18 protein-coding genes and 1 riboswitch are annotated in these 22,547 nt (G+C 58.3%); of the genes, 11 read left to right on the forward strand and 7 right to left on the reverse strand.

From position 1 onward, the window contains the following. Positions 1-2: 2 nt before the first annotated feature. The 3 genes from thiS to thiC are packed head-to-tail and all read right to left on the reverse strand — an operon-like array spanning position 3 to position 2,998. On the reverse strand, positions 3-200 hold the full coding sequence (gene thiS, locus QSV77_RS11280; protein ID WP_174032668.1) for a sulfur carrier protein ThiS: 198 nt from the start codon (positions 198-200) through the stop codon (positions 3-5). Continuing rightward, complete coding sequence (gene thiO / locus QSV77_RS11285) at positions 169-1,173, reverse strand: glycine oxidase ThiO (protein ID WP_302733528.1); 1,005 nt, start codon at positions 1,171-1,173, stop codon at positions 169-171. The genes thiS and thiO overlap by 32 nt, the downstream gene beginning before the upstream one ends. A gap of 1 nt (position 1,174) precedes the next feature. Then, the gene (gene thiC, locus QSV77_RS11290; RefSeq protein WP_302733529.1) at positions 1,175-2,998 is read right to left on the reverse strand and encodes a phosphomethylpyrimidine synthase ThiC; all 1,824 of its coding nucleotides are present in this window, start codon (positions 2,996-2,998) and stop codon (positions 1,175-1,177) included. 94 nt (positions 2,999-3,092) lie between these two features. Next, positions 3,093-3,204, reverse strand: a riboswitch (TPP riboswitch). A 182-nt stretch (positions 3,205-3,386) separates the two neighbouring features. Between thiC and QSV77_RS11295 the strand changes: the two genes are divergently transcribed. Genes QSV77_RS11295 through QSV77_RS11315 form a run of 5 tightly spaced genes read left to right on the forward strand, consistent with a single transcriptional unit; the run spans position 3,387 to position 9,175 of the window. Next, positions 3,387-3,638: an acyl carrier protein gene (locus tag QSV77_RS11295; RefSeq protein ID WP_003504852.1), complete on the forward strand. Its 252-nt coding sequence runs from the start codon at positions 3,387-3,389 to the stop codon at positions 3,636-3,638. Next, complete coding sequence (locus QSV77_RS11300; protein WP_302733535.1) at positions 3,638-4,819, forward strand: acyl-CoA dehydrogenase family protein; 1,182 nt, start codon at positions 3,638-3,640, stop codon at positions 4,817-4,819. Before QSV77_RS11295 ends, QSV77_RS11300 begins: the two co-directional genes overlap by 1 nt. 4 nt (positions 4,820-4,823) lie before the next feature. Continuing rightward, positions 4,824-5,732, forward strand: coding sequence for an amino acid--[acyl-carrier-protein] ligase (locus tag QSV77_RS11305; protein ID WP_302733536.1), 909 nt, complete (start codon positions 4,824-4,826; stop codon positions 5,730-5,732). 6 nt (positions 5,733-5,738) lie between these two features. Beyond that, a complete protein-coding gene (locus tag QSV77_RS11310; protein ID WP_302733538.1) occupies positions 5,739-6,722 on the forward strand; it encodes a DUF1839 family protein in 984 nt (327 codons plus the stop codon). Beyond that, complete coding sequence (locus QSV77_RS11315; protein WP_302733539.1) at positions 6,719-9,175, forward strand: glycoside hydrolase family 2 protein; 2,457 nt, start codon at positions 6,719-6,721, stop codon at positions 9,173-9,175. Before QSV77_RS11310 ends, QSV77_RS11315 begins: the two co-directional genes overlap by 4 nt. On the opposite strand, the gene QSV77_RS11320 is transcribed toward QSV77_RS11315, so the two are convergent. After that, positions 9,143-10,963 (reverse strand): alpha/beta fold hydrolase, encoded by a 1,821-nt coding sequence (locus QSV77_RS11320; RefSeq protein ID WP_302733540.1) that lies wholly within the window; start codon positions 10,961-10,963, stop codon positions 9,143-9,145. The genes QSV77_RS11315 and QSV77_RS11320 overlap by 33 nt on opposite strands. A 345-nt stretch (positions 10,964-11,308) precedes the next feature. On the opposite strand from QSV77_RS11320, the gene QSV77_RS11325 reads away from it, so the two are divergent. The 4 genes from QSV77_RS11325 (at position 11,309) to QSV77_RS11340 (ending at position 17,588) form a co-directional block, all read left to right on the forward strand. Beyond that, positions 11,309-14,026 carry an ABC transporter ATP-binding protein gene (locus tag QSV77_RS11325; RefSeq protein ID WP_302733541.1) on the forward strand — a complete coding sequence of 906 codons (2,718 nt, stop codon included), beginning with the start codon at positions 11,309-11,311 and terminating at the stop codon, positions 14,024-14,026. 43 nt (positions 14,027-14,069) lie between these two features. Next, entirely contained in the window at positions 14,070-14,525 is a 456-nt protein-coding gene (locus QSV77_RS11330) for a cyclic nucleotide-binding domain-containing protein (protein ID WP_046799488.1), read from the forward strand. A 185-nt stretch (positions 14,526-14,710) separates the two neighbouring features. Continuing rightward, positions 14,711-15,571 (forward strand): MBL fold metallo-hydrolase, encoded by an 861-nt coding sequence (locus tag QSV77_RS11335; RefSeq protein ID WP_142842342.1) that lies wholly within the window; start codon positions 14,711-14,713, stop codon positions 15,569-15,571. A 322-nt stretch (positions 15,572-15,893) separates the two neighbouring features. Then, positions 15,894-17,588: an adenylate/guanylate cyclase domain-containing protein gene (locus QSV77_RS11340; protein ID WP_302733542.1), complete on the forward strand. Its 1,695-nt coding sequence runs from the start codon at positions 15,894-15,896 to the stop codon at positions 17,586-17,588. Between the two features lie 37 nt (positions 17,589-17,625). Here QSV77_RS11340 and QSV77_RS11345 read toward each other — a convergent pair whose 3' ends face one another. Beyond that, positions 17,626-18,108: a class I SAM-dependent methyltransferase gene (locus QSV77_RS11345; RefSeq protein WP_142842340.1), complete on the reverse strand. Its 483-nt coding sequence runs from the start codon at positions 18,106-18,108 to the stop codon at positions 17,626-17,628. Positions 18,109-18,120: 12 nt separating this feature from the next. Then, positions 18,121-19,461 carry a nucleotide sugar dehydrogenase gene (locus tag QSV77_RS11350; RefSeq protein ID WP_161991393.1) on the reverse strand — a complete coding sequence of 447 codons (1,341 nt, stop codon included), beginning with the start codon at positions 19,459-19,461 and terminating at the stop codon, positions 18,121-18,123. Between the two features lie 127 nt (positions 19,462-19,588). Here QSV77_RS11350 and QSV77_RS11355 point away from each other — a divergent pair, with 127 nt between their 5' ends. Further along, entirely contained in the window at positions 19,589-20,686 is a 1,098-nt protein-coding gene (locus QSV77_RS11355; protein ID WP_302733545.1) for a glycosyltransferase family 4 protein, read from the forward strand. Continuing rightward, positions 20,683-21,426, forward strand: a complete 744-nt coding sequence (locus QSV77_RS11360; RefSeq protein WP_302733546.1) for a polysaccharide deacetylase family protein — start codon at positions 20,683-20,685, stop codon at positions 21,424-21,426. Before QSV77_RS11355 ends, QSV77_RS11360 begins: the two co-directional genes overlap by 4 nt. Here the strand turns inward: QSV77_RS11360 and QSV77_RS11365 are convergent. Beyond that, the gene (locus QSV77_RS11365; protein ID WP_302733547.1) at positions 21,418-22,377 is read right to left on the reverse strand and encodes a glycosyltransferase family 32 protein; all 960 of its coding nucleotides are present in this window, start codon (positions 22,375-22,377) and stop codon (positions 21,418-21,420) included. The genes QSV77_RS11360 and QSV77_RS11365 overlap by 9 nt on opposite strands. Positions 22,378-22,547 lie beyond the last annotated feature (170 nt).

Below are 22,547 nucleotides of genomic sequence, written 5' to 3' on the forward strand. Positions count from 1 at the left end.
CCTCAGCCTCCCTGCATCGGCGAGAGGATTTCGACACGGTCGAAATCCTTCAGCAAATAATCGGCGCGCTCTTCCGAATGCACCAGATCGCCATTGACCGCCGTCGCCAGCCACTCGCCCTCATATTCGAGGCTGGCAAGCAGACCGGCCAGCGTCTCGGCGGCAAGATCAAGCTCGTCGCCATTCACCAGAAGTTTCATGATCCTGTTCCTTTTGAATAAGAGTTTGGCAGACGATCCCCGCCGCCTGCCGTGCCATCGCCGGCGAGAGCAGAAAGCCATGCCGGTAAGCGCCGTTGATGAAGATGGTCCGCCCGTCCTCGGTCACGTCAGGCAGATTGTCGGGATAGGCGGGGCGCACGCCCGTGCCGGTCTCGATGATTTCCGCCTCCGCAAAGGCCGGATGCACGGCATAGGCGGCATTGAGGAATTCCATCATCGAACGGGCGGAAATGGCGCCCGCATCCTCCGTCTCGATCATCGTCGCACCCACCATGAAGCGGCCGGGCTCACGCGGCACGATGTAAAGCGGAATGCGCGGATGCAGCAGCCGGACGGGACGGGAGAGGGAAATCTCTGGCGTGCCGAGATAAAGCATCTCTCCCCGCACACCGCGGAGGCTGGACATCGTTCCTACCGCCGCAGACCCGGTGCAATCCACCACCCGGTCGAACCGCTGTTCATCCACCGAAACGCCCATATGAAACGGCACACCCATGGCGCAAAGCCGCTCATGCAGCGATTTCAAAGCAAGACGCGGATCGAGATGTCCCTCGCCCGGGAAGTAAAGTCCGGATCGGAACCGGCCGGCAAGATCAGGCTCCAGAGCGGCGATTTCGCCCTCATCCACCCAGCGATAGCCACTGGTCCGCGATGCGAAACGAGACAGCTCCGCCTTGTCGCGGGCAGGCGCGACCACCAGCGTGCCGTTACGGACTACAAGGCCGGGAGCCGCTTCGTCCCACCAGTCAGGCGCCACCTTACCGAGCGTCAGAACCGCCTCTTGAGCACTTTCACGCTCGCACCAGGGCGCCAGCATGCCGCCTGCATAGAACGACGCCCCGCGCGAAGGCTCGGAATTGCGCTCCGACACCTCGACAATAACGCCGCTCCGCGCCAGCTCGAAGGCCGCCGTCAATCCGGCGACCCCCGTTCCCTTGACAAGGACGCGCATTTTATTCGGCATTCGCAGGCGTCGGAAGCGGCATATAAAGCTCGCCGCCTTCCTTGAAGCGCGCGGCCATCGCCTCCAGCCCCTCCTTCTGCGCCTCGGCGCGGATATCATGGGAAATCCGCATCGAGCAGAATTTCGGCCCGCACATGGAGCAGAAATGCGCAACCTTGTGCGCCTCTTTCGGCAAGGTCTCATCATGGAAGGACCGCGCCGTATCCGGGTCGAGCGACAGGTTGAACTGATCTTCCCAGCGGAACTCGAACCTTGCGCGCGACAGCGCATCATCCCGCACCTGTGCCGCCGGATGGCCCTTGGCAAGGTCGGCGGCATGGGCGGCAATCTTGTAGGTGATGACACCGACCTTCACGTCGTTACGGTCGGGCAGGCCGAGATGTTCCTTGGGCGTGACGTAGCAGAGCATCGCGGTGCCGAACCAGCCGATCATCGCCGCACCGATGCCTGACGTAATGTGGTCGTAACCGGGTGCGATATCGGTGGTCAGCGGTCCAAGCGTATAGAAGGGCGCCTCGCCGCAGGTCTTCAGCTGCTTGTCCATGTTTTCCTTGATCTTGTGCATCGGCACATGGCCGGGGCCTTCGATCATCACCTGGCAGTCCTTCGCCCAGGCGATCTGCGTCAGCTCGCCCAACGTCTCCAGCTCGGCGAACTGAGCCGCGTCGTTGGCATCGGCAATCGAGCCGGGGCGCAGACCATCGCCCAGCGAGAAGGAAACGTCATAGGTGCGGCAGATGTCGCAAATCTCGTCGAAATGCTCATAAAGAAAGCTCTCGCGATGATGATGCAGACACCACTTGGCCATGATCGACCCGCCGCGCGAGACGATGCCGGTAACGCGGTTGACGGTGAGCGGAATGTAATGCAGCCGCACGCCGGCATGGATAGTGAAATAATCCACCCCCTGCTCCGCCTGCTCGATCAGGGTGTCGCGAAACACCTCCCAATTCAGATCCTCGGCAATGCCGTTGACCTTCTCCAGCGCCTGATAAAGCGGCACCGTGCCGATCGGCACCGGCGAATTGCGGATGATCCATTCGCGGATATTGTGGATGTTGCGCCCGGTCGAAAGGTCCATGACGGTATCCGCACCCCAGCGGATCGCCCAGACCATCTTCTCCACCTCTTCCGCCATGGAGGAAGTGACGGCGGAATTGCCGATATTGGCGTTGATCTTCACCAGAAAATTGCGGCCGATGATCATCGGTTCAAGTTCCGAATGATTGATATTGGCAGGAATGATGGCCCGACCCGACGCCACTTCCTGCCGAACGAATTCGGCCGTCACGTAGTCAGGGATATGCGCGCCAAAGCTTTCGCCATCGCGCACCAGCTTCTCCTTGGCCGCCTCGCGCCCGAGATTTTCGCGGATGGCGATGAATTCCATTTCCGGGGTGATGATGCCGGCTCGCGCATAGGCAAGCTGTGTCACCGCTTTGCCAGCAGTCGCCCTGAGTGGCTGGTGGCGCACGGAAAATTCGGGCGTCAGGCGCTCGCCGGTGGCAAAGCCGTTATCCTCCGGCTTGACGTGCCGACCCTCGTAAGCCTCGACATCACCACGTGCCACAACCCAGTCATGACGCATTCGCGGCAAACCCTTTTCGATCAGAACGGGATGCGTGGGATCGGTATAGGGGCCGGAGGAATCATAAACCGTTACCGGCGGTTCGCCTGCCGTCGGGTGGACGGCGATCTCGCGCATCGGCACGCGGATATGCGGATGTAAAATTCCTGGCTTGTGGATTTTCGTGGAGGCGGCATGCGGCCCGGTGGTGACCGACAGCGGGATATTCTTGGCAGCGATATTCATCTTGAGGCTCCAAAGTTTGACAGTGGAGACCCAGTTCGAGCCGGAATGATGGAAAATACCGCAGCGCCGACAGCGCAATGCACACGCCAGCCGACATCAGGTTTTTGCACCGTCCCTACGCCAGTATGAACTGGATCAGGTTCAACGGGTCACTGCGCATGAAAGCAGAATCTCAGCCCCTTGACGGGACACCCCTGGTGAATGGCCACAGGAAAAAACACCGGCCGCCTTTTGTCAAGGCCGCCGATCAACGCTTGGCAAAGGTGCGGGAATGGCGCATGCTGCCGTTAGTTGTAATTAACCTAACGGTTTAGGTGAATATTATCGTTTGCGACATAACGATAAGCACAAACCTTCCTAATGTTAATTTCATTGGAGATACGTCGGAATGAATGCGACTATTCGTGAAATACTGGCAAAATTCGGCCAGCTTCCCACCCCCGTCGATACGATTGCAGATGAAGCAGATCTTTATGCGGCAGGCCTTTCTTCCTTTGCATCGGTGCAACTGATGCTGGGTATCGAAGAAGCATTCGATATCGAGTTTCCCGACAATCTGCTGAACCGCAAGTCCTTCGCCAGCATCAAGGCCATTGAAGACACCGTTAAGCTCATTCTGGATGGTAAAGAGGCTGCCTGATGAACGTGACCGTAGCGCCGCAGGATGAAACGCTGTCCGCGCGCGCGGGCCGTGTCGCGACCGTTGCCGCCAAACATGCGGATGAGGTGGATGTCACCGGCCGCTTCCCGCAGGAAGCTGTCGATGCGCTGAGGCAGGAACGCCTGCTGGGCATCCAGGTTCCCTCCTCGCTGGGCGGTGAAGGCGCATCCCTGCAGCAAATCGCCGATATCTGCGCGCGGCTCGGCCAGGCCTGTTCGGCAGCGGCGATGATTTTCGCCATGCATCACATCAAGCTTTCCAGCCTGGTGGAACACGGCGAGGCAAGCGCATGGCATGCGGGCTTCATGCGCCGCATCGCCGGCGAACAGCTTCTGCTCGGCTCCGCCACCACCGAAGGCGGCATTGGCGGCAATCTGCGCAATTCCATCTGCGCAATCGAGGTCGATGGCGATAGCTGCCGGCTGGAAAAGGATGCCACCGTCATTTCCTATGGCAGTAATGCCGATGCGATCCTCATCACCTCGCGCGCCCATAAGGACGCAGCGCCTGCCGATCAGGTGATGACCGTTTTCCTGAAAAACCAGTACACGCTCGAAAAGACCCATATCTGGGACACGCTCGGCATGCGTGGCACCTGTTCGGACGGTTTCCTGTTCCGCGGCGAAGCGCCGGCGGCGCAGATTTTCCCGAAGCCTTTCGCGGAAATTGCTGCACAATCCATGCTTGCAAGCTCGCATCTCCTGTGGAGCGCCGTATGGTATGGCATCGCCTCCGACGCGGTGCTGCGCGCGCAATCCTTCGTCAGAGCCGCGGCCCGCAAGTCACCCGGCACCGCCCCTCCCGGCGCGATACGGCTTGCCGAGGTCTCCACCAAGCTGCAGGTGGTGAAATCCAACATCATTGCCGGCATCAAGGCTTATGAGGACACCAAGAGCGATGCCGAAAAGCTGATGTCCATGGCTTTTGCTGTCGCCATGAACAATGTGAAGATCTGCTCTTCGGAAACCATTCTCGAGATCATCGATCACGCCATGCTGGTCTGCGGCATCATGGGCTACAAGAACGGCACGCCCTACAGCCTCGGCCGGCATCTGCGCGACGCGCATTCCGCCCGCCTGATGATCTCCAACGACCGTATTCTCGGCAATTCCGCCAATCTCCTGCTGGTTCACAAGCAGGACACCAGCCTCTTGGGATAAGACCATGGACATGCAAACATCGTTCCTCGATCGACTGTTCGAAGAAGGCCTGCTGATTGAAACGGGTGTGGACGGTCTTTATGGACGCAGCGGCCAGTTCGAGGACGTGATTGCCGCATTCGAGCGGCTGATCGACCGCACGGGCGCCGCCGATGGCGCCGAGGCGATCCGTTTTCCGCCCGGCATCAACCGCGCCTATTTTGAAAAAAGCGGCTACATGAAAAGCTTCCCGCAGCTGGCCGGCACGGTCCACTCCTTCTGCGGCTGCGAGCTTGACCATGTCAGCCTTCTGAAATGCTTGGATGAGGGTGAAGACTGGACCAAGGACCAGAAAGCCACAGACATCGTGCTGACGCCGGCAGCCTGCTATCCGCTTTATCCGACGATCGCCAAGCGCGGCGCGCTGCCCGCCGGCGGCGGTCTCTATGACATCCAGTCCTATTGCTTCCGCCACGAACCCTCCAAGGATCCGGCGCGCCAGCAGCTTTTCCGCATGCGCGAATATGTTTGCATGGGCACAGAGTCCGACGTCACCGAATTCCGCCAGACCTGGATGGATCGCGGCGTCGAGATGATGAAGGCGGTCGGTCTAGACGTCACCATCGACGTCGCCAACGATCCTTTCTTCGGCCGCGCCGGCAAGATGCTCGCCAACAACCAGCGCGATCAGAACCTGAAATTCGAACTGCTGATCCCGGTCACATCGACGACCAACCCGACAGCCTGCATGAGCTTCAACTACCATCAGGATGCCTTCGGCCAGAAATGGGGTCTGAACCTCGCCAACGGCGATGTCGCCCATACCGCCTGCGTCGGTTTCGGCCTTGAGCGTATCGCTCTGGCGCTGTTTGCGCATCATGGTCTGGATGTGAAGAAATGGCCTGCAAAGGTCGTGGGAACCCTCTGGGGCTGATTATCCATGCGGCAGATTTTTCCGGGCCTTGATCCCAAGAACTATGTGCAACATCCGCTCCATTCTTCCGAAAGAATGTGGCCGGAAACCAATTGCTACATCGATTTGTGGATCGAGGTTCTGGCCTCGAAAGGCCTGCCGCCGGAAGCCATGTTCGGTTTCACCCTGACGCAGGACTTTGAGGGTGACCAGTTCACCTTCTTCAAGGTGCCGCTGGAAGATCTCGAAGCGCTTTATGGCGTTCGCGCCACCGAACTGGCGATCTTCGACCGGGTGGAAAACCACATCGAGGCGCAGCTGGAACGCGGTCGCATCTGCCTGGTCGAGATGGACAGCTTCTATATGCCCGACACCCATGGGGTGGGCTATCAGAAGGAGCACGGCAAAACCACCGTCGCCATCAACCGGCTCGATCTGGCGAACCGGGAACTAGACTACTTCCACAATGCCGGCTTTTTCCATCTGTCGGGCGAGGATTTCGACGGGTTGTTCCAGCACCATCTGGCCGAGACCGACCCACCCTTCCTGCCCTACACCGAATTTGCGAAATTCGCAGAAAGCAATCCTTCGTCGGCCCATATTCGCAAGACGGCCGAGCGATTGCTGAAATTTCATTTTTCGCGGCGTCCATCCGCCAATCCTGTCAGGGCCTTTTCAGCCATGTTTCCGGCGCAGGTGGAAAAGGTTGCCGACAGGCCTTTCGGCTTTTTCCACAAATATGCCTTCAACACGCTGCGCCAGCTCGGCGCCAATTTCGAACTGGCGGCAAGCCACCTCGAATGGCTGGACAGGGACGGTTTTTCTGAAGCAAGAGACCACGCGCTGCGTATCTCCGAGGTCGCCAAGACCGTGCAGTTCCAGCTTGCCCGCGCTGTCACCCGCCGCAAATTCGATGCGCTGGCATCCGTGCTCGATCCGGCAGCGGACGCATGGGATGGCTTGATGGAAAGCCTTGCGGCGAAACTATCTGACGCCAGCGAGGCCGCGTGAGGACTTATTTTCCGGGCGAAAGCGAGGAGTTTCTGAGTGAAGGCTGGACGCTGACACTGACGCCCGCCGATGCCTGCGAAACCCCGTCTGACATCCCCGCAACGCTTGAAAGCCTGCACGTCTCCGTGCCCGGCACGGTGGCGCAGGCACTGGAAGATGCCGGGAAATTCGATCGTCTTGCTCCTGTCACGCTCAACGACAGGGATGCCTGGTATCGGCTGACGATGATTTCCGATGTGCGGGAACGGGCCACACTGCGCTTCGACGGCCTCGCAACCATTGCGGAAATCTTCTTCAACGGTGAGCTGATCGCCGCCAGCCAAAGCATGTTCGAAAGGCTGGAAGTGCCAGTCACGCTCACAGGCGCGGACGAACTTTCGATCTGTTTCCGGGCGCTTGCACCACGGCTCGAAAAAACCGGTCCGCGCGCCCGCTGGCGTCCGCAGATGATGAACACACAGGGGTTGCGGCTGATCCGCACCACCGCGCTCGGCCACATGCCCGGCTGGTGCCCGGAAATCCATGCCGCTGGCCCATGGCGACCCATCAGCCTCATCAAGCAGGAAAGCGTGCTTTGCACCCTGCAATCTTCGCTTGACGATACCGGCACGGGAAAGGTCAGTATCGATCTCGAAGCGAACCGCGACATCCAGTCCGCACGGGTGATTTGCGCGGGTTACAGCATCAATCTTTCAAAGGGCGAAGACGGCAAACTCCTCGGCGAACTGCTCATACCCGGTGTCGAAATCTGGTGGCCGCACACCCATGGCAGACCCGCGCTGCACGACATCATTCTGGAGTTGGACGGCAAGCAACACAGGCTCGGGCGCACGGGTTTCCGCCAGGTGGAGATCGATAACGACGAGGATGGCAACGGTTTCGGGCTCAAGGTGAACGGCCAACCCGTCTTCTGCCGCGGCGCAGTCTGGACGACGGCCGACATCGTGCGCCTGCCGGGAACACGGCCGGACTACGAGCCATGGCTCAAAAAAGCAGCCGAAGCCGGCATGAACATGATCCGTATCGGCGGCACCATGGCCTATGAGACGCCGGAATTCTTCGCGCTTTGCGATGAACTGGGCATCATGGTCTGGCAGGACGCCATGCTTGCCAATTTCGATTACCCGGCAAAGGATGACGGCCTGCGCCAGCATATTGTTACGGAAATCTCGCAGTTCCTCGAGACAACAGCGCTTTCCCCATCCCTCACCGTTTTCTGCGGCGGCAGCGAGATGTACCAGCAGGGCGCCATGCTCGGCCTGCCGGAACACATATGGAAGGCGACGCTCACCGAGGAGATTATTCCGGATGTGCTGGCTGAGAAACGGCCGGATGCGGCCTATGTCACCAACTCCCCCTCCGGCGGCGCGCTGCCATTTTTCCCCAATGCCGGGGTCGGTCACTATTATGGTGTGGGCGCCTATTGCCGCCCGCTCGAAGATGCCCGCCGCGCCGATGTACGCTTTGCCGCCGAGTGCCTGGCCTTTTCCAATATTCCCGAACAGGAAACGCTGGACAAATATCTTCCCGGCGTGGCCGTGCACGATCCACGCTGGAAAGCCCGCACGCCGCGCGATCGCGGCGCGTCCTGGGATTTCGAAGATGTTCGCGACCATTATCTGAAGCTGCTTTACGACGTTGAGCCGGACGTTCTGCGACGCGAGGATGGCGGGCTTTATCTCGACATGTCCCGTGCAGCAACGGCCGAGGTTATGGAAGCGACCTTCGCCGAATGGCGGCGCAGCGGTTCCTCTTGTCGGGGCGCGCTGGTCTGGACCCTGCAGGATCTCGTTCCCGGTGCTGGCTGGGGTATCATCGACGCCACCGGCCGACCCAAATCCGTCTGGCACGCGTTGAAGCGGGCGTTCCGCCCCATCCAGCTCAGCCTTTCCGATGAAGGCACCAACGGGCTGAACATCCATCTCATCAACGAAACCAGCGAGAGCTTGGACGCCATGCTGGAACTGACATGCCTGCGCGACGGCATGCAGCCAGTCGTGCACGCCAAACGCCCGCTAACGCTCTCGCCGCGGCAGAGCCAGGTAATTGCCGCGACCGATTTGTTCGGCGCCTTTTTCGATACGACCTATGCCTATCGTTTCGGCCCGCCATCCCATGATGTCACGGTCGCCCGGCTTCGTGATGTCGCAACCGGGCTTGTTATCGCCGACGCCTTCCATTTTCCGCTCGGCCGGAAAAAAGCGCTGCATGCTGCCAATTTGTCTTCGGGTATCAGCGAAACCAACGGCAACTGGTCGCTCGAAATCGGTACCGACCGGCTGGCGCAATCCGTCCATGTGTCGGCGGAAGGCTATCGTGCCTCGGAAAACTGGTTCCATCTCGCCCCCGGCGAGAGCAAGACAATCAATCTTGTGCCGGAGGCCGGGACAATCGAAACGCCACCGTCCGGAGACGTGGTATCACTGGGCTCCGGCCGGCGTTTCTCCTTTTAGAGCCAATCGCGTCACCGCATCGATGAAGATCGTTTTCGCTTCCGGTGTCGAAAGATTGTGGTCGGCATCGGCAATAATTGTCAGCGACACATTCTGATAGACCGAAAGCCCGCGACCGTCGGCATCGAAATAATAGCGAAAATGCTCAAGCCCGTCGTCATTGTCGCTATAGAGCAGGCTGACAGCGGTGCCCTTTGCCTTGAGTGAATCGAAAGCATGGTAAACGGCGCGCCCTTCTTCGCTGCCCCGGCGGAACAGCCTTGCCGTTTTTGTCGAAAGCTTCTTCATCGTTGCCTTGACGATATTCAGCCCGGCACTGATGACATCCACATCGCCGCTGAAGAGACGCTTGAACGTTGCCCCCTGGCGAAAACGCTGGCTGTACTCCCCAAACGAACGCGGCCGCTTGTGCAAGGCTTCATCGACCGAGCGGCCTTTCTGCCAGTGGAAGACGACCGGGTTGACCGCAGCGACTGCGCTGATCCGACCATCCGCAAGCGCGCCGTTGAAAGCGAGATAGGCGCCGCTGCACCGGCCGGCCGCGATGAAGGGACCTTTACCGCGCCGCTCGAGAAAATCGAGAGCGGCAGAGACATCGTCATTCTGCGAGACATCGTAAAGAACCTGATCCGGCACGTTTTTGACCGGCGGGCTGTCGGCAATATTGGCGGCATCGAAGCGCAGCGAAGCGACACCGGCACGCGCAAGGGCACGGGCGGTCTGCACGGAAAGCCTGCCCCAGCCCGCATGCCGGTCATAGGCCGCGCCAAGCAGAAGGACCGAAGAAACCGGTTGGCGATGGTCCGGCTCGCAAAAGATGCCGAAAAGCCGTCCGCCCTCGCCAAATTGCACCGGCTGTTCGAAAAAACCCTGGCCGCGCTGCAGCGCGTTGATGGTGAAATCTTCAGGGAATGTAACCGGGTTCCCGGCATGGGTCTGTGACAAGACCCAATCCACCAGTCGGTTCACGACATCGCCGGATATTTTCGAAAGCGTCGGGCTGGAAACGAGATCGTCATAACCCGAAAACGCCGCCTCTTTCACCTCACCGCCAAGCGCCGCGAGATGTCTGGCGAGATCACTGTCGGTCACACGACCGGCTCTCGCAAGCACAAGGACATTGCGGGCCGGAACAGTTTCAAGACCGGAGAGATTGATCTTCTTGATCGTATCCGCAACACCAACAGGCATGGTCATTCCGGCGATCGCCCCGGGCTGTACTGAGCGTTGCGCGGGCAACAGACCAAGACCATCGTCAATCATGGAGGACCACATCGCCAGTTCACGCAGATAGGCGCGACCGGAGACGACCGGCGCCAGAAGAGCCATGGAACCGGCGGGTGCAGTGCCGGCAAGTGCCTGAGCTGCAATCGCGCAACCGAGGCCCTGCGCCACAACGACAACCCCGGAACAGCCGGAAAGACGCTTCAGATACTCAAACGCCGCGCGCGTGTCGGAAAGCCAGTCCGCCGCCCGACCCACATCGTCCGGATCGAGCGCGTCGCCTGAGCCAAGATAGTCAAATCGCAGGCTGGCAACGCCGGAAGCGGCCAGCCGCTCGGCCAGAACGCGCTGAAACTTGCGGCTGCACAGCTCTTCCATGCCCCACGGGCTGACGAAAAGAACCGCATGATCCCGCTGCACATCTTTGCGCGCCGGATGAAAAATACCGGCAAGCCCTTCAAAAGAAACGGGATGCGCGATCATTCCATCCGCTGCAATGTCGAAACGCTGCCGTGACTCAAGGGGAGGTTCGCCGCCTGCACGCTCTGAAATATCTATCGCCATCGACCTTGCCACTATTGCGCCAGCGTCTGGCTCAACCACTATGGGATCACTATACCCAAGTGTCTTAACGCCTGTTCTACACTAAAAACAATAACATTAGAGAATTCTAAAAATACTGTCGCATTTATATGGATTGCGACACATGGGTTGCAAAAACAATCTTTCAGTGTGGCGGGTAAGCCTCGATGCGGATGCTATTTTGCTCGAAACCGCTTGAATATACTGATAAATAGCGAGTCACGTACCTATTTGCAGGAGGAGCTTGCGCCACCCGCCCACCGGATCGTCTAGACACCGCGCAAACCAACACCCCGGGCTTGCCCCGACAGGTCATAGAAGTTTTATATGGAACAAAGCCTTACGCGTTATATCTGGTCGCACACGAGGCGGCAGCAGCTTTTCATTCTGCTGATCGTGGCCCTGTCCATGATCCCCTATTTCCTCGCCTTCGATCTGCCCAAGCAGATCGTCAACGGCCCCATTCAGGGGGATGGTTTCGAAGGGGCGAACGCAACACAGCTTTTCATGCATCTCACGGTCGATATCCCTTATTGGGGCACCGTGACCTTGTTCCCCGGGCTCGAACTCAACCGCATGTCGATGCTGATGGCGCTCAGCCTGACATTCCTTGCGCTTGTCGTCATCAACGGGCTTTTCAAATATTACATCAATACCTTCAAGGGGCGCCTTGGCGAACGGCTTCTCCGGCGCGTCCGCTTTGAGCTGATCGACAGGATCCTGCGCTTCCCGCCCAGCCATTTCAAGCGGGTCAAGGGCGCTGAGATCTCCAGCATGGTGAAGGACGAGGTTGAACCGCTAGGCGGTTTTACCGGCGACGCCTTCGTGCAGCCAGCGCTTCTCGGCGGTCAGGCACTCTCTGCTCTCTTCTTCATCCTCGTGCAGAATTTCTGGCTGGGTCTGATCGCTGCATTCATGGCCGCCATTCAGGTCGGCATCATCCCCAAGATGCGCCGCCGCCTCATTGAACTCGGTCGCCAGAGGCAGTTGAGCGCGCGCCAGCTTGCCGGGCGCATCGGCGAAATGGTTGACGGCATCGGCACCATCCACGCCTATGATACGTCCAATTTCGAGCGCGCCGACGCCTCCCACCGGCTCGGCGACATCTTCAAGATCCGCTACGATCTCTACCAGTGGAAGTTTCTGGTCAAATTCATCAATAACTTCCTCGCGCAGCTTACGCCCTTCTTCTTTTATGCGCTTGGCGGTTATCTCACCCTCAAGGGCAGCCTCGATGTTGGCCAGCTGGTCGCCGTCATCAACGCCTACAAGGAATTGCCCGGACCGCTGAAGGAACTGATCGACTGGGATCAGGCACGTCAAGATGTGCAGGTGAAATACGAGCAGGTCTTCGAACAGTTCAATGCCCCGAACATGATCGAAGAGAACGTGCAGAAACTGTCGCCGGGAACCGTCGCAGCCATCACCGCACCGATCGTCATCACCAATCTGACACTGGAAGACGACAGCGGCAGCCGGCTTCTGGAGCAGGCATCGCTGAAGATCGAGCCGGGTGAAGTCATCGCCATCGTCGGCGGCGCGGGAGGCGAAGCGCTTGCGGATGCGATCGGTCGGACACTCTGGCCGGCCTCCGGCAAGATCAGCATCAATGATGTCGACATACTGGAACTGCCGGAATCACTGACGGGACGGCGCATCTCCTATGTCTCCTCGGACAGTTATTTTTTCCATGCCAGCCTGATGGACAATCTGCTCTACGGCCTGAAACACGCCCCGCTCGCAGACAAAAACTATGAGGGTGCGGCTCTGGAACACCGCAAGTGGGAAATCCGCGAAGCCAAGATGGCTGGCAATCCGCTGATCGACATAAACAGCGAATGGATCGACTACGCTTCCAGCCCGTCCGGTGACGGCAAACCGGAAAATCTCATTCGCGCAATCCTGGCCGTGCTCGACAGCGTGGAGCTGTCGCAGGATATCCTCGAATTTGCACTGCGCTCGTCGATCGACCCCCTGACCGACCTGCATCTTGCCGCCCGCATCGTGGAACTGCGGCATGTGCTGCGCGCCGAATTGGAAAAAGAGAACTTGAGCGGCCTCATCGCGCCTTTCGAGCTTGAGAGCTACAACAGCGAAGCGACGGTCGGCGAAAACCTGCTGTTCGGCACCATGCGAGACTCTTCCCAGACGATCCGGACCATCATCGAAAGCGATTATTTCCGTTCGCTGATGCGCGAAACCGGTCTTGTCAAAACCCTGTTCGAGATGGGTTACACGATCGCCGAAAACATCGTCGAAATCTTCGCCGATCTGCCGGGAGACCATCCCTTCTTCCAGCAGCTCACATTCATGACGCCCGATGACATTCCGGTCTATCAGCAGATGTTGCAGCGCCTGCAGGGCCGTGGTTTCGATGATGCCAATGAGAGCGAAAAACGCGCGATGCTGCGGCTGAGCTTCTTTTACATCGAGCCCCGGCAGCGTTTCGGCCTTTTGTCGCCGGAAATCATGAACAGGATCGTCGAAGTCCGGCACATGTTCCATGAAAACCTGCCCGACAGCCTGAAAAACATCATCGAAATCTACGATCCGACGAAATATATGAGCGCCACCAGCCTGCTGGACAATATTCTCTTCGGCAAGGTCAGCCATCGTTATACCGATGCCTCGCGGCGTATCACCCACATCGTCGCCGATGTCATGCGCAAGCAGGGCGTCTACGAGCGTGTTTTGGCGGTCGGCCTCGATTTCAACCTCGGTGCCGGCGGCAAGCGGCTTGGTCCGCTGCAGCGTCAGAAGCTCAATCTTGCCCGCGCGCTGATCCGCAAATCCGACTATTACGTCTTTAATCGCCCCCTTCCCGGCCTCGATCCCCGACAACAGGAGGAAATTGTCGAGCGGGTCATCACACTCCTGAAACAGAACAACAATAACCCGTCAATCATATGGGTTCTGTCGAATGCAACGCTCTCACGCATGTTCGGCCGGGTCATATTCGTCCACCAGGGACTAATCACCGCCGACGGAAGTTACGAGACTCTGGCGCAGGAAAACGGTACATTCAAGGACATGGTCGCAACATAAGTCCAAGAACGTGGCCGAGGTGGAACAAGAATAGGGTAAGGCAATGCTCTTCAAAGACGAAATTCAAATGCTGAAACGCGTCCCGTTTTTTTCGGAAATGGAACCGTCGAAGCTCAAACTACTCGCTTTTGCATCGGATCGGGTGTCCTATCATACGGGTGACGTGCTGTTCCGGCAGGGGGATGTCGGCGATGCGGCCTATGTGGTTCTGACCGGCAAGGTGGATGTTCTGGTCGATTCCCCATCAGGCACATTGAAAGTGGCGGAAATGACCGGCAACGCCATCGTCGGCGAAATCGCCATCCTCTGTGACAGCGTCAGAACCGCAACCGTGCGCGCCTCCACCAATGTCGAAGCCCTGCGGATCGGCAAGGAGCAGTTCTTCAAGCTCATGTCCGATTTCCCGGATATCACCATAAAAGTCATGCGCGTTCTTGCCGAACGCCTCACCCAGACGACGACGGAACTGAGCAAGGCGCGCGCAAGCGCCAGAACATGAGTGGCAATTCCTTGCTACCCCGACGGGCGATATTAGAAAAATAAATGTCGCACCATTGCAATATAAATGAAATGCTGACTGAATAAGAGGTAAAGGCATCCGCCAGAAGGCGGATATAAAAATCTGTAGAGACAACGGGCTTCATGGGGGAAGCGTGTAAGATTCCGTTGTTATTGGGGTGTGTCATGGCGTTCGATTCCGACACAGCAAGTCGGGAAAGTAATAGAAATTTTCGGGTAAAGATCTGGGGCGCGCGGGGAACGCTTCCTGTTTCAGGTGAAAACTTCCGAAAATATGGCGGCAATACCATCTGCATCGAGGTAAGATGCGGAGATCATGTCCTTTTGTTCGATGCAGGGTCTGGGCTACATCCCGCCGGTCTGGCGTTGCGGGCGGAAGGCATTACCAACGTCGATCTGTTCTTCTCGCACTGTCATTACGATCACATCGTCGGCTTCCCCTACTTCAAGCCGTTTTACAACAGCTGCAACGACGTCGCTATTTGGTCCGGTCACCTGGCCGGCATCATGACAACGCGGGAAATGCTCAAGGATTTCATGAGCCCACCCTGGTTCCCCGTGCCGCTGGAGGTTTGCTGCGCAAAAATGGTGACGCGGGACTTCATGCCCGGCGACACGCTCAACCCGCGCCCCGGCCTTTCAATCAGAACCGGAATGCTCAATCATCCCGGTAATGCCATCGGCTACAGGCTGGACTGGGAAGGAAAATCCCTCGCCATCATCACCGATACGGAGCATGAGCCGGGCAGCATCGACGAAACCGTGCTCGATCTGATCAGGGATGTCGATCTTTTCCTCTACGACGCCATGTTCACCGACGACGAAATGGGCCTTTATCGCGGTTATGGCCATTCGTCCTGGCAACAGGCGATCCGCCTTGCCAAACTGGCCGATGCAAAAAATGTCGGTTTCATACACCATGCCCCAAGTCGCAGCGACGAGGAGCTGGACAGTATCGAAAAACAGGCGAAAGCCCAGTTCGGTGGTGCATTCGCTGCCATGGACGGCCAGATAATCGAACTCTGATCGCGGTCACCGCAACCTCCTGGTCACGGCGAAAGTTTGGGTGCCTGGCAGCGTCCCCAAGTCGCGATTGCGATCGTGCGTCCAGAAAATTTCCAATAAAATGCGCAGCGGTTTTATGTCCGGACGATGCGTAAAACAAAGGGCGAGAGCATACCGAACGGCTCCTTTTTAAACAGGACATGCGCCGGCGACATTCGAACACGCACAATTGACCGTTGCCAGCCTTTTGCTCCACGATATTGCCACGAGATTCCCTGCACTAAGGACGTCACGGCTTATTAAATGATGATTCTGCGCTGAGCGACCACATGATGGGATTTGCATGATCCGTTTCTTTTCGGAGACCAATTTGAGACGGGCCCGGATTTTATCCGGTCTCATCATATTTGCTTTTGTATTTTCCCATCTTTTCAATCACTCCCTTGCACTCATCTCCATAGACACCGCCGAACGGGCCCGAAAATGGTTCAGCCTCATCTGGCTCAACCCCATCAGCAGCCTGCTTTTTTATGGCTCGGTTCTGGTGCATGTCTGCCTTGTTCTGCGCTCGCTCTATCTGCGCAGAACATTGCGCATGCCGTTGCGCGAAGCGCTTCAGGTCATTTTCGGCCTGTCGATCCCGTTTCTGATCATCGGCCACGCCGTCAATATCCGCGTGTCGCATATGATTTATGGCATCGATGTCGGCTACTACTCGGTCATCCGCAGGCTGTGGATCAACAACCCGATACAGGGCGCGTGGCAAAGCCTCGCCTTGATCGTCATCTGGGTCCACGGATGCATCGGCCTGTATTTCTGGCTACGTTACCGCGACTGGTACCCGCGCATAGCCGGGCTGTTCATGACGGTGGCGGTGATGCTGCCGCTTCTGGCGCTGCTGGGCTTCAGCGATGCCGGCCGATGGCTGGCGGAGATCGACGAAAAATATGCGCTTCCTCCGGGGCTCGTCGACAATACCATTCAAAAAGACGAGTTACCGCTGCAACGGGAAATGGAGACGCAGATTCGGTTCATCACCGGGACGGCGGAAACGTCGTTTATCGGCGCGGTAATGCTGGTTTTCGTCCTGCGCGGCGTGCGCAGCTGGCGGCAACGGTTGACGGCCATCGAAATCCGCTACGAACATGGCGCGCAGGCGCGTGTGCCGGCCGGGCTGAGCATTCTGGAGGCCAGCCGGCTTGCGGGCATACCGCATTATTCGGTCTGCGGTGGCAAAGGGCGCTGCTCAACCTGTCGGGTCAAGATTCTGAACAGCAAAGGCCCGCTTCCGCCGCCCGGAGACATAGAGCAAACCACATTGCGACGCATCCATGCCGATTCGGATGTGAGGCTCGGCTGTCAGCTACGCCCCACGAGCGATCTTGGTATCGCGCTTCTCGTTTCGCCGCCCCAGCAGAGCGACCTGCCGGTCGATGCGCAGCTGGCCCGCCCCGGCCGGGAAGAGGAAATCGCCATCCTCTTTTGCGATCTGCGTAACTTCACCACGCTGTCCGAGGCGAAGCTGCCCTATGATGTTGTCTTCCTCCTGAACCGTTATTTCACCATCGTTGGCCAGGCCGTCGAGCACGCGGGCGGCCATCTCGACAAGTTCATCGGCGATGGAGCCATGGCCCTTTTTGGACTTGGAGAGGGCGAGGAACATGCCTGCCGCAATGCGATGAAGGCGGCTGCCACCATATTGCGCGATATCGCAATCTTGAACGAGGGGCTGGAGAAACAATTCGCCGTCCGTCTCGAAGTTGTGGTCGGCATTCACGCCGGCCCAAGCATCGTCGGTGTCATGGGATATGGCGCCGCAAAAACCCTGACGGCCATCGGCGATACCGTCAATGTCGCAAGCCGGCTCGAATCCAAGGCCAAGGAATTCGGCGCAGCCATCGTTGTTTCCGAACCGGCGCTAACGCAGGCAGGGCAGGATATCGCCGACCTTCGCAGCGAACAGATCACCATCCGCGGACGGAACTCACAGATGAAAGTTTTCCTGCTCTCGAAGGAAGAGAGCGAACGTTATCTCTAGGACAAGGCCCGGGCGGTTGCTGTTTACCTGCGCAGGTTCAAATCTTGCGATAGAGAAAATAGCGGTCCCTTGGCACGCTTTCCGGCACCGGCAGCGGGTTCAGCAGGGGATGCTCCAGCGGCAGACCGCTGACGGCGATGCCGCCTTTCGCCAGAACGCCCGCGGCAAGATCCGGCAACCACGTCAGTGTAACCGCGTCCTTTTCCGGATAGCCCGTGCCGATATCGGCATGAACCATCGCCGCATCTGCACCGATGAAGGCAGGCGCGGTCTCCGAGATTTCACCAATAACAAGATCCTCAGGGGCCGGAACCGACGAGGCATGCGCACCCATGGCCCTGTCGAAAGCGATGATACGACGGCTGGGAAACAGTTCGTGCAGGTGATTGAAAGTGCGTCCGTTTCCGAGACCGATTTCCATCAGTGCACCCTCTTCTGGCAGATCGAGATCAGCCGCGAGGTGGTTGAGAATATCCCGCTGCGCGGTCAACCGGCGAATAAAACTGTCCAGTCTGCTCATGGTCCGTCCGTATCAGGCCTTGATGATGTGTTTTGCAGCAATATCTCGCCGCGCAAAGACATTTCGCGTGTCGATGATCAGCGGCGCCCATTCACTGAGCGCGGCATAATCAACATTGTCATGGTCGGTCGCCACGAGAACGGCATCGAAAGCGCCGATCGTCCGACTGTCCCATGGCACCGATTTCATGCCCATTAGGTGGCTGTATTCCCGGGTTTTCGGGATTTCCGCCACATGCGGATCATAATAGGCGGCCTCGCCACCGCGCTCCTGGATAAGTTCGATGAGCTTCAGCGAGGGGCTTTCGCGAATGTCGGGCACGTTCTTCTTGTAGGCGAGACCGACAACCAGAACCTTCGAACGGCTGAGCGCCTTGCCGGAATGAATATCGAGCGCTTCCGCAACCCGCCCGACGACGTGACGGGGCATGCCGGTGTTGATTTCCCCGGCAAGCTCGATGAACCGCGTCGGCAATTCATATTCGCGTGATTTCCAGGTGAGGTAGAACGGATCGATCGGTATGCAGTGGCCGCCAAGGCCCGGACCGGGATAAAACGGCATGAAACCAAAAGGCTTGGTTTTTGCCGCGTCGATCACTTCCCATATGTCGATGCCCATGGCCTCGTAGACGACCTTGAGTTCATTGACGAGCGCGATATTGACGGCACGGAAGACGTTTTCGGTGATTTTCACCGCCTCGGCCGTGGCGTTTGTCGAAACGGGCACGATCTTTTTGACAACCGATCCATAAAACGCGGCCATCAGTTTTCCAGCCGCTTCGCCATCACCGGCAACGACCTTCGGAATGGTCGAAGTCTCGAAATCACGATTGCCGGGATCTTCCCGCTCGGGCGAAAAGCCGATGAAGAAATCAACGCCGGAAACCAGCCCGCGGCTCTCCAGAATGGTCTTCACCACCCCATCGGTCGTGCCGGGATAGGTGGTCGATTCCAGAACCACGAGCTGTCCTTTGCGCAGATGCGCGGCAATATCCCGGCAGGTCTTTTCGACATAGGAAAGGTCCGGCTCGCGATATTTTGTCAGCGGCGTCGGCACACAGATGGCGATCACATCACATTCGGCCAGTCGGGCAAAATCGGCCGTCGCGACGAAGCCGTCGTCCTGCCTGACACTTGTGAGCACCTCATCGGATACCGCCTCGATATAGCTGCGGCCCGCATCGATCGCGGTAATTTTACCGGGGTCGATATCGAAACCGACGACCTTGAACCCGGCCTTGGCGACCGTCATGGCGAGCGGCAGGCCGACATAACCAAGGCCGATCACACCCGCCTTGGCGGTTTTATTTTCGATGCTGGAAAGCAGGTTCTGGGAAATGTCAGAAAAAGTCAAAGCGTGTCACGCTCCGCGCATGTGCAAAAGATGCCTTTCAGTTGGGCAAGAATGGCCGGGCTGTCAAGGCTCGGCCCTTTCAAATTCCGGTTGACGCAGGAACCGCCGCCAACGCACAACCATCGGCATGAAGATCGCTTTTTATTCGCCGCTCAAATCGCCCAACCATCCCGTTCCCTCCGGAGACCGGTTGATGGCCCGCCTGCTGATGCAGGCGATGACGATGGGCGGCCACTCGGTCTTCGTTGCTTCCGAACTGCGCAGCTTTCTTAAACAGGCGGATGACCCGGCACGAACCTCGCTTGCCGATGCAGCCGAGCGTGAAATCGAGGCGATTACCAAGCGCTGGAAACTGGAAGGCGCGCCAGACCTCTGGTTCTGTTACCACCCTTACTACAAGGCCCCGGATTTGCTCGGGCCGGAACTCGCCAGACGGTTCGATATTGCCTACGTCACCGCCGAGGCCTCCTATTCGCCAAAGCGCAATGCCATGGGCTGGCAGGCGATACAGGATGAATTGCTGGCCGCATTGAACGCGGCCGCGGTCAATATCTGCTTCACCGCGCGGGATCGCGAAGGGCTTTTGCGCGCGTCTCCAACCCTGCACTCTGCAATGTTGCCACCCTTTATCGATACCGAAAAGTTTGTTGCGAATGCCCCAAACCCGAAGCCGGGGAGGCTCATCACCGTCGCCATGATACGGGCGGGCGACAAGCTGAACAGTTATCGCGCGCTTTCCGAAGCACTTGCTTTGTTACCGCAGGATCTCGACTGGACACTGGATATCATCGGCGACGGGCCGGAACGCGCAACTGTACAGGCGATGTTCAACACGTTTCCCGAAAATCGTCTTGTCTGGCACGGCGAAAAAACCGCAACCGACATCGCCGCACTTCTTTCAAAAGCATCTCTCTATGTCTGGCCCGGCCATGGCGAAGCCTATGGTCTTGCCTATCTTGAGGCACAGGCCGCCGGCTTGCCGGTGGTAGCCGAAAAAGTGGCTGGCGTTCCCGAAGTGGTAAAATCCGGCACCACAGGATTACTGACACCGGAAAATGATACAGCCGCCTATGCCGACGCGATCAAGACCCTGCTCGGCAATGACAGGCAGCGCGAAGAACTGGCAAAAGCGGCCCGCCAGTTCGTCGTCAATGAACGATCCCTGGAAAACGCCGCGACAGAGCTGAACCATATCCTGCTGCAAGCAAAGGCGCGAAGATCATGAGTGTGGAAAAACTGGTTGCAGCGCTGGATGAATGCAGCCGGCGCGGCATGACCGCCGATCTCTGGCTTCGGGACGACGATGCCGTGGAGCCGACATCCGCGCTCGATACGCTGCTTGATCTTTGCCGCGGCTTTTCCGTTCCGGTAACCCTCGCCGTCATTCCCGAAATGACGACGGACAGGCTCGCGCAATATCTGGATGCGTCAGATATTGCCCATGTGGCCGTGCATGGCTGGTCGCACACAAATTATGCCGGGAACGGTGAGAAGAAACAGGAACTTGGCGCTCACCGGGAGCTTTCCCTTGTTCTCGACGAATTACAATCCGGACTGGATAAACTCCACGACCTGCATGGCACACGTTTCGTGCCGATGCTCGTGCCGCCATGGAACCGCGTGGATGGCATTATCGTCGATGGACTGGCGGGTCTCGGATATCGCGCCCTGTCCGTTTTCGGCCCGGAGAAAAACACCCTGCCGCCCCGTCTGAACACCCATGTCGACGTGATCGACTGGCACGGCAGCCGAGGCGGCCGCAACGACGATATCCTTTTCGCCGAAACCGCTGCCCGCATCCTGAGGACCGCCGAAGACGGCGGCACCACCGGCATCCTCACCCATCATCTCGTGCATGACGAGAATGTCTGGCGATTTCTGGGGCGGCTTTTCGAAGCAACCAACAATCATCCCGCAGCTCGATGGCGCTCTTCCGGAGACCTCGTAGACGAAATCTCACCATGATTTCCAGGCGATCAGCAACCCATTCATCTCGTTGAGCTTCTGCCGGAGCGCTTCGACCACCGCAACCGGCGTATGATCGGCAAGAGACGCCGCAACGAACGACGCCGGTGCAAGGCTGATGCTTCCCTCCCGGGCGATGACGGTAAAAATCAGCGGTCCGGTTGACCACCAGGCCGGTGCGCGCGGCATTTCCTGGAGGACACCGGGAAACGCCTCCAGCATCCTGCGAAAAACCGGATGGCCTGCCGGGGAAGCAATGAAGGAATTGGCAAGCAGCATGCTGCCCTGCCCCGTATCACGCGGCGTTTTTTCATCGAATGCCGTCAGCCCCACCAGAGGCAGGAAAGCCTCGAAGCTCACATCGTCCCGCGCCGGATACCAGTCGCAGTCTAGATAGATGCCGCCAAATCGTTCCAGCACAATATAACGGGCCACGTCCACCGCGCCCGGATAATCTCCCTGATCCAGCATGGTCTTGAAGACGGCGTCTGCAAACACGCCTTCCCGCTCAAGATCAGCCTCCCGCCAGAGACGGTAGCCATATCCGTGCCTCGCGGCATGAGCTGCCCAGGCGCCCACCGATACCGGCGGGGCTTTTTGACCGATCCATATCTGGTGGATGAACCGCGGCACATCCTCCCTGCTTTTGAGATTGATCGTGCGGCGCTCTTCCGGTGAAAACTGTGCATATTTCGCCAGCACATGAGGCGGCGGCACCAGCGTATACTGGTAACCGATCCTGGCGACCATATCGCCTTCCGCCTTGGCAAGACGCAGCCGCGCCGCATGCAGCCGGCGCGGCAGACCGAGCACCGTCCGCTCACCCATCAGGTACCCGTCTTTTGCCGCAACCAGAGATAGGAGAAGCGCATGCGCTTCCGCATATTGGCCGTCATTTTGCAACTGTCGGGCTTTCTCCAGCTGCGCGTCATAATATTTCTTGTCGGACATGGATCCTCATCCAGAAACGCTCGTTAACATATCGCCAAACAAGAGCCGTCAGGCAAGCCATCGCGTTTCAGAAGCCGGCTTTGAATTTGCTGCACAATTCGATGTTTCAGAAGCATAGACAGACAACAAACCCTGCGATAACGTGCCTTTAAGCCCTCCTGAGCAAATTG

Source organism: Agrobacterium sp. V1, from assembly GCF_030518355.1.
Classification (GTDB): domain Bacteria; phylum Pseudomonadota; class Alphaproteobacteria; order Rhizobiales; family Rhizobiaceae; genus Agrobacterium; species Agrobacterium cucumeris.